Source organism: Vibrio eleionomae, assembly GCF_009874545.1.
GTDB lineage: Bacteria > Pseudomonadota > Gammaproteobacteria > Enterobacterales > Vibrionaceae > Vibrio > Vibrio nitrifigilis.
On the sequence record NZ_WEKT01000089.1, the window covers coordinates 1 to 9,544 of the forward strand.

Consider the following 9,544-nt stretch of genomic DNA (forward strand, 5'->3'; position numbering starts at 1 on the left):
GAACATTAACTACCTTTTAACAGGTGATTTAATGCTATTTCTTAAAACTTGTTAAACATCGAAACCTCTTAAAAGAGGTGAGATATTTTTTGCCGAACATTAACTACCTTTTAACAGGTGATTTAATGCTATTTCTTAAAACTTGTTAAACATCGAAACCTCTTAAAAGAGGTGAGATATTTTTTGCCCGAAGAAAATAAATTTAAATCTAAATCTATAGAAACCAGTGGTGGATCTATGTTTGATAATGACAGTCCGCAAGAGACTAAAAGCAGTCCTTCGTTTCAATCCTTACCTTTGTCTAGTGCTCAGCAAGGGATTTGGTTTGCTCAACAAGTAAACCCAGATGCAGCAAGTCATGTATTTAAAATTGCTGAATATTTTGACATTAATGGTGTTGTTGATACCTCAGCACTTGAACAAGCTATTCGACAAACTGTTTCTGAAGCACAAGCTTACCAAGTGACAATCCATGAAGTAGAGGACGAGTGTTTCCAAACGTGTTCTTTACACCCGGATTGGCACTTGCCGATATTAGATATGAGTGGTGATGAATCGCCGTTCACTTCTGCTTTGGAATGGATGCAAAGAGATATCGATGCTCCAATGGATTTGTCGTCTGGACCTCTTTTTTCCTTTGCAATCATAAAATTAGATTCATCTAGAACCTGCCTCTATCAATGCGTGCACCACATCATCAATGATGGGTTAGGAGGGCATTTATTTATTGATCGTGTGCTGTCTCTTTACAATGCCGCGATTGATAATACCCAAAGTGCGGGCCATGCTACTTTTGGTACTTTACAAGAAGTACAGCAAGCAGAGCTGCACTACCTGGAATCAGAACGATTTAGTAAAGATAAAGATTTTTGGGTTAATAAATATCAGCAACGTGCCAATTCAGTGAGTTTGTCTGGTAAAACAGCTGCTTGCCTGAGCGTCTATCGTTATCAAAACTACCTTTCAACTAAACTTACCTCACAATTACGTGATTTAGCGTCGCGTTACCACGTCACATTACCTCAGCTACTAGTTTCATTAGTTGGGGGATATCTTTATCGCATGACTGGCCAGGAATCTATGTTAGTAGGATTCCCTGTTTCTGGTCGTCGCAATAAAGCATTACGCTCTACACCTACAATGGCCGTTAATGTTGTGCCTGTAGAACTTAATTTCTCACCTGAAACAACTCTGGAACAGAGTTTATCAGCTATCAAACGCGATCTTTTTGGCGCCCTAAAACACCAAGATTATCGTAGTGAGGCTCTTAAAGCGGAGTTGGGGTTATTTAACGAACAACACCCATTATTTTCTACGTTAATCAACATTGTTCCGTTTAAAGAGCAAATTGCATTTGGGCAAGCTCCTGCGACAGTCCATAACCTCTCTACTGGTCCGACAGATGATCTCTCTATCACTCTTTATGAACGTGGACTTGATGGCGGGTTAGAACTTTCAATAGCTGCTAACACGGCACTCTACAGTGACGATGAAGTCGATGCGCACGGTAAACGCATGGTTCATTTTTTAGCGGCAGCTGTCACCAATGCAAACGGAAATATCCATCAATTAGACATCGCACTTCCTAGCGAAAAACAAACGATTTTACAGCATTTTAACGACACAAAAACGCCATTTTCTGCACAAAGTGGCCTACATGAACTGATTGAACAACAAGTTAATTTTCATCCTAATGCGCCAGCGCTAGATTTTAATGGCGCCGTTATGAGTTATGCTCAGCTCAATCAAAAAGCGAATCAGCTTGCACATTGGCTACAAGATCACGGCGTACAAGCAACAGACCGAGTCGCTATATCATTACCGCGTAATTGTGAGCTTATTGTTGCGGTATTGGCAACGTTAAAAGTGGGTGCAACCTATGTACCGATGGATCCCAACTACCCACTTGAACGCCGTTTGTACATGGTTAAAGATTGTCAGCCTAAGGTCATTCTGACTCTCAGCTCTTCAGATTTGTTCACGCAATCGTTTTCCTCTGCGACGTTAGTTGTCGATTTTGAAGAAGCCTTACAAGAATCACTGTCATTATCCAACGGCAATCTATCGATGGGTGAGTTTGACTCACAACAGTTGGCATATCTCATTTACACGTCTGGTTCTACTGGTCATCCCAAAGGCGTGATGTTATCGCATCGCAATGCGTGTAACTTGGTCGAATGGGCAATTAGTGAATACGGGCCAAAACTGTTTTCTCGTACACTATTTTCGACGTCACTTAACTTCGATTTGTCAGTTTATGAAATTTTCTCAACCTTAAGCTGCGGTGGATGTCTTGTTATTGTTGAAAATGCGTTGAGTTTGCTTGAGAAGGAATACGATCTTACTCTGATCAATACTGTGCCGTCAGCCTTGAGTGCGTTAGTCGATGGTAATGCGATTCCATCATCAGTACAGGTAGTTAATGTTGCTGGTGAGCCTCTTAAAAAAGAGCTCGCGCAACGCTTCTTTGAGCTAACCCCAATCCCGTCCCTATGCAATCTGTATGCACCTTCAGAAACGACCACGTATTCAACATTTGTCCGTATGTACCGAGGTCAGCCGTTTGCACCACATATTGGTAAGCCGTTAAATAATACCCAAGTGTATATTTTGGATGCCCAACAAAAGCTGTTGCCTCCTGGGGTGATTGGCGAAATTTATATCGGTGGTGAAGGGGTTGCACAGGGCTATATTAATTTAGCCGCCATGACCGAAGAGCGCTTTGTTTCCGATCCCTTTGCCAATGATGGCAAGGCCAAAATGTATAAAACGGGGGATTTGGGGCGTTGGACAACTGATGGCAATATTGAATTTTTAGGGCGTAACGATTTCCAAGTAAAAATTCGCGGTTTCCGTATTGAACTGGGAGAGATTGAATCGACGTTTCTCAGTCATCCAGCCGTTGATAATGCCGTTGTCGTTGCCCAGGAAGATGTGAATGGTCAGCCCCAGTTGGTGGCTTATTACACATTAACTAAAGCGGTGAACGTCGAGCAATTGATTGAATTTGTTAGCCAGCCGTTAGCCGATTATATGGTGCCCGCCGCTATGGTTGCCTTGGACACCATGCCATTAACGCAAAACGGTAAGGTTGACAGAAAAGCATTACCCGCTCCAAATGCAAGTGCTTTTGTTAGTACTCAATATGTGGAGCCAAAAGGCGAGAATGAGCAACGACTAGCGTCAATTTGGCAGCAATTGATCGGAATTGAAAAAATCAGTCGTAACGACAATTTTTTCCAAATTGGTGGCCATTCACTACTGGCCGCGCGTTTGATTTCTCGGTTACGCTCAGAGTTTGGCACTGAACTGTCTCTGGCGCAGATTTTTAATCATCCCACCTTGAAAGCAATGGCAAAGATCTTGGTTCAGTCTTCAGTAGTTTCCCAGCTACCCGATATTGTACCGACGCATGAAGGGGATACATATCCACTGACCTTTGCCCAAAAAGGTTTATGGTTACTTGAGCAGTTAGATGGCAGCTCCCTAGTGGCTTATGTGATGAAAAATAGCGTTGAGTTCCATGGCCCATTAGATTTTTCTGCATTGGAAGTGGCATTTCTAACCGTGATTGAACGTCACGCGCCATTACGCACCAAATTTATTAATGTTGATGGTCAACCGTTACAACAAGTTATGCCGGCGCCGGACAGCTTCGTCATTCAACGTGATGGCGAATTTGTGGTCGAATTTGACTTAAACGAAGGCTATCTCATTCGCGCTCATATTGCAGAGCAAGATCCAAACATCCACACATTAACGATTGCGATGCACCATATCATTTCAGATGGTTGGTCAACCCGGATCATTCTTAATGAGTTAATTGCCGCATACAACAGTGAACTGTCTGGAGCGCCGTTGGATTTAGATTCGTTACCTATTCAGTACGGAGATTACGCTCGCTGGCAACAGACTCATTATCAAGGCGAATGGTATGAAAACCAAAAATCTTACTGGTTTGAACAGCTTGAAGGTATTCCGGAATGTGTCTCTTTGCCGTTAGATTTTGTTCGCCCTGAGCAGCAAAATTATGCAGGACTCACGTTCCCAATCACAATTGATCATGAACTAACGCAGAACATTAAAGCATTAGCACAGCGTCATCACAGCACATTGTACATGACGTTACTCGCCAGTTTCTCGTTGTTAATCGGGCGATTATCTAATCAAACGGATGTGGTGATTGGAACACCGATTGCGGGGCGTAATCGTACTGAGTTAGAAGATTTGGTAGGGATGTTTGTTAATACGCAGGCATTACGTGTGAACTTAGACCAAGTGACAGATGTTTCGTCGTTAATCCACCAAGTGAAAGCGACGGTTCTTAAAGCACAAACCAACCAAGATGTGTCATTTGAGCAAATCGTAGAAGCGGTGGCGCCAAATCGTAATATGGCACATAACCCTATCTACCAAGTGATTTTTGCACTCCATAATACGCCAAACCAACTGGCTCAAATGCAAGATGTTGATGTCCAAGTAGTGATGGGAGACTCGGATACCGCTCAGTTTGACTTAAGTGTTGGTCTTTATGAAGTGGATGGTCAGCTTAGTGGCTATGTAAACTTTGCTACTGCGCTATTTAAACAAGAAACGGTTGAGCGCTTCATGGCGTGTTGGCGTACGTTACTTAGCCATATGGTGCAGCAAGATACTCTTCAACCGCTGGCGTTGCCTATGCTGCCAGAACAAGAGCAGCAACGTGTTGTTGAGCACTTTAACCGCGGTAAGCAGGACTTTTTTTCGCATGTAACGATCACACAGCGCTTTGAAGAACAAGCTGAACGTTTCGCCGATCGTATTGCGGTAAGTTATGAAAACAACCACCTTACCTATGCTCAGTTAAACGCACGTGCCAACCAATTGGCGCATTGGCTAATGGCTAATGGGGTTAAACCAGATAGTCGAGTTGCTATTGCACTTGAACGCAGTGAAAAGTTATTAATTGCGATTTTGGCAACGCTGAAAGCTGGCGGCGCTTATGTGCCACTTGATCCTAATTACCCACAAGAACGCTTGCAATACTCACTGCAAGATAGTGAGCCAGAAGTGGTTATTACCACGAGTGCACTGGTTGATAAACTCGGTAATTTGCCGGTCAATACACAATTAGCCTTGTTAGATAAGCCAGAGTGGCTTGATCTTACCATCGACAACATTGCCGCTGAGTGCAGTGGTCTCACCGCCCAACATATGGCGTATATTATCTACACTTCAGGTTCGACAGGTAAGCCGAAAGGAGTGATGGTTGAGCATCATAATGTGATGCGTTTGATGGCCGCCACACAGAATGATTTTCAATTTAATGAGCGCGATGTCTGGACCTTATTCCACTCCTATGCGTTTGACTTTTCAGTATGGGAGATTTGGGGAGCGTTGCTGTTCGGTGGTCGTTTAGTCGTGGTGCCACACTTAGTATCAAGAGCCCCAGACGATTTATATCAGCTATTGTGTAACGAACAGGTTACCGTATTAAACCAAACACCAAGTGCATTTCGCCAACTGATTGCTGCTCAATCAGAACAGCCACATGATTTACGCTATGTGATCTTCGGTGGTGAAGCTCTTGAGTTATCCGCGTTATCACCTTGGTACCAAAAATCCCTTAATCGTCATACCCAGTTGATTAATATGTATGGCATTACGGAAACCACCGTACATACCACATATTATCCACTGACGGCTGCTGATGTGTATCGCACGGGTGCCAGCCCCATTGGACGTGGTCTAAACGATCTGCGGTTATATATTCTCGATGAATTCCGTCAGCCGGTACCTGTTGGTGTCACGGGTGAACTGTATGTCAGTGGAGCAGGTGTTGCACGCGGTTATCTTAACCGTGCAGAACTCACCGCTGAGCGGTTTATGCTGGACCCATTTGTTGCCGATGGTCAAACCCGAATGTACAAATCCGGAGACCTAGGGCGTTGGTTAGATGATGGCAGTATTGAGTATTTGGGTCGTAACGATGACCAGGTTAAAATTCGAGGCTTCCGCATTGAATTGGGCGAGATCGAAGCTTGTGTCCGTAGCTTTGACCAAGTACAAGATGCCGCCGTTATCGCTGCCCCCAATGCAAGTGGTGACTATCATATCGTTGCTTACTATGTGAGTGAACCAGCTCAATCGGCGTTCGATCTTGAAGAATTACGGGCTCACGTGGCTGATTTAGTGCCAAATTATATGGTGCCATCGGCTTGGATGCAGCTTGATGTGATGCCATTAACCGGAAACGGTAAACTGGATCGCAGAGCGTTGCCAGAGGTGACAACGCAAGATGTGGTCCGCCACGCTTACCAAGCACCACAAACCGACAATGAAATGTTGTTAGCTTCCCTGTGGAGTGAATTGCTGGGCGTTGAACAAATTGGACGTCAAGATAATTTCTTTGAACTGGGCGGCCACTCATTGCTTGCGGTTCAATTGATGGCCATGCTGCGAGAACATCATTGTGATATCGCAGTTAAACATCTCTTTAATCAACCAGACCTCGCTTCGTTAGCGGCAACCATGGATCCAAGTGAAGACAGTCACGTTGTGATTGAAGAAAATCGCATTCCGCAAGGGTGTGACTCCATCACTCCAGAGATGTTGCCTTTAGCTAACTTATCCCAAGAGAGTATCGATTGTATCTGTGCTCAAGTGTCGGGTGGGGCGAGTAATGTTCAAGACATCTATCCATTGGCGCCTTTACAAGAAGGGATTCTGTTCCACCATCTCGTTCAAGAACAAGGTGATGCTTACCTGACGCGTTTCATTACTGGATTTAGCACAGAGTCGCAACTTGATGCGTTTTTAAGTGGCTTACAAGCGGTGATTAATCGTCATGACATCTTACGCACAGCAGTCGCATGGCAAGGATTAAACCAGCCAATGCAAGTGGTATGGCGTGAAGCGAAGATGCCGATTCAAACATTATCGTTTGATCAACAGAGCCAAGCAACAGGGGAGAGCGTGGCAGAGTGTTTACAACGGCACTTCGATCCTGCCACAACGCGTATTGAATTATCGGTCGCGCCATTGATTCACGCCTACCGTGTCTACGACCAACAGGAGCAGCGGTGGTTATTGTGTCTGTTAATTCACCATTTGATCAATGACCACACAACGCTCGAACTCTTGGTCGAAGAGGTCTTTGCCCATATTGATGGTCGTACTGATCAGTTGTTAGAACCTGTACCTTTCCGTCAATTTATCGGCCAAATAGAACGACGTCGTGATGCTGACCGCGAGCGTGAATACTTTACGGCACAACTTGCTGATATCGATGAGCCTTGTGCGCCATTCGGACTGTTAAATGTGCAAAATTCTGCACAAGACATTGAGCAATCAACTACTTACATTGATAGCGCCAGTGCTGTGCAGTTACGCCAGTTAGCTAAACAACACAATGTCAGTACGGCCAGTATGTTCCACCTCGCTTGGTCGATGGTATTACGTGCGGCAACAGGGCGTCATGATGTGGTGTTTGGTACCGTGTTATTTGGTCGTATGGGCGCGGGAATTAATTCTGATCGTACGTTAGGTATGTTCCTCAATACCGTTCCATTACGTTTAACACTGGCAGACCAATCAGCCAGTCAATTGGTGGCAATGACTCACCAAGCACTCGCTGAATTATTAGACTATGAGCATGCCTCATTGATCATGACTCAGCAGTGCAGCGGTGTGGCTGCGCAAACGCCATTATTTACTAGCTTGCTGAATTATCGTTATCAAGGTGGGAGTGATGCGCAAGCTAAAATTCTCGACCGCATTGATCTCGTGTTCAGTGCTGAGCAAACCAACTATCCAATATCGCTGGATATTAACGATCATGCCAGTGGCGAGTTCTCGTTTGATTTGCACGTAGATCGCACTATTGGTTGTGAACGTGTTGCTATCATGCTGAACAATGCCATTAATCAGTTGGTGGATGCGCTAGCTAACTCATCAGAAAATAGCTTCAATCCATCCATTCTAGGTGTAGCAGAGCGCACTCAAGTGCTGGAAGGCTTTAACCAAACTGAGCGTGATTTCCCAACCGATACTTGCATTCATCACCGTATCGAACAAACCGCAGTTCGTTATGCCAATGACATTGCCGTGGTGGATGAAGACAAACAGCTCACTTTTGCCGAGCTTAATGCGCAAGCGAACCAACTGGCGCACTGGCTGGTACAACAAGGGGTGACACCGGATAGCCGCGTAGGCGTTTCCCTTGACCGTAGCTGTGAATTAGTCGTTGCTCTGGTGGCGATTCTTAAAGCGGGCGGCGCGTATGTGCCAATGGACCCCGGTTATCCAGAAGACCGCTTAGAATACATGGTGCAAGACAGCCGCCCAGTAGTGCTGTTAACAACGTCTGAGTTGCGTCCTCGATTGGGTCAGGTGCCAAGTGATGTGCAAATCGCTTATTTTGAAGGGGCACTCCCTTGGGCCAATGAAGCCGCAACCAATCTCGACCCAGCCAGTTTAGGCTTAAGCGCTCGCAGCTTGGCGTATTTGATTTACACCTCGGGCTCAACGGGTAAACCGAAAGGTGTGATGAATGAACATCGCGGTGTGGTTAACCGTTTAAGCTGGATGGCTGAAGATTATGGCTTTAGCCGTGACGATGTGATTTTGCAGAAAACCCCATTCAGTTTTGACGTCTCCGTATGGGAATTCTTCTGCCCACTGTGGGTGGGCGCGACCCTAGTGATGGCCAAGCCTGAAGGGCATAAAGACCCTCAATATTTGCGTGAGCTTATCGAGCGTCGCCAAGTGTCTATATTGCACTTTGTGCCACCGATGCTGCAGATGTTCCTAGAAGGCTGTGAGGCTGGCGATTGCCCAAGTCTGCGTTTGATGTTCTGTAGTGGTGAAGCGTTACCAGCAGAAACCATTCGTCGCACGTACCAGATGTTGCCTCATATAGAACTGCATAACTTATATGGCCCAACGGAAGCAGCGGTAGACGTAACGCAATGGCACTGTCCACGGGATTTAGCAGGAGACCGCGTATCCATCGGTTCATCGGTAGCGAACACACGGATGTACGTGTTAGATGCGCAAGGTCAACCCGCGCCNGTNGGCGTAGCGGGTGAANTNTTTATCGGNGGNNTTCAGGTGGCGCGTGGTTACTTAAACCGGGATGAGCTGACAGCTGAGCGCTTTGTGCGTGACCCATTTGTCAGCGATAGCGACGCGACCATGTATAGAACCGGAGATGTGGGTCGCTGGTTAGCGGATGGGACGATTGAATATCAAGGTCGTAATGATGACCAAGTGAAAATCCGTGGTTTCCGTGTAGAGCTGGGCGAAATATCGTCAGCCTTGAAAGGTTGCCAAGCGGTACTCGAAGCTGTAGTGATAGCGAAAGGCAGTAGCGCCAATAAGCGTTTGATTGGCTACTTTACCTCGGAAAGCGACTTATCGATTGAAGCGTTAAAAGCGGAAATGGGTGAGCGTTTACCAGAATACATGGTGCCAGCGGCGTTAGTTCAAATTGCAGAAATTCCATTGACGCCGAATGGCAAAATGGATCGTAAAGCGTTGCCAGAGCCAAGTGACGATGCTTTTG

Annotated in this window: 1 protein-coding gene; it reads left to right on the forward strand. The window is 45.6% G+C overall.

The window, feature by feature from the left end:
* Positions 1 to 237 precede the first annotated feature (237 nt).
* Positions 238 to 9,544 (forward strand): non-ribosomal peptide synthetase (locus F9817_RS22960; protein ID WP_161158540.1); only part of this gene is annotated, 9,307 nt, incomplete at its 3' end.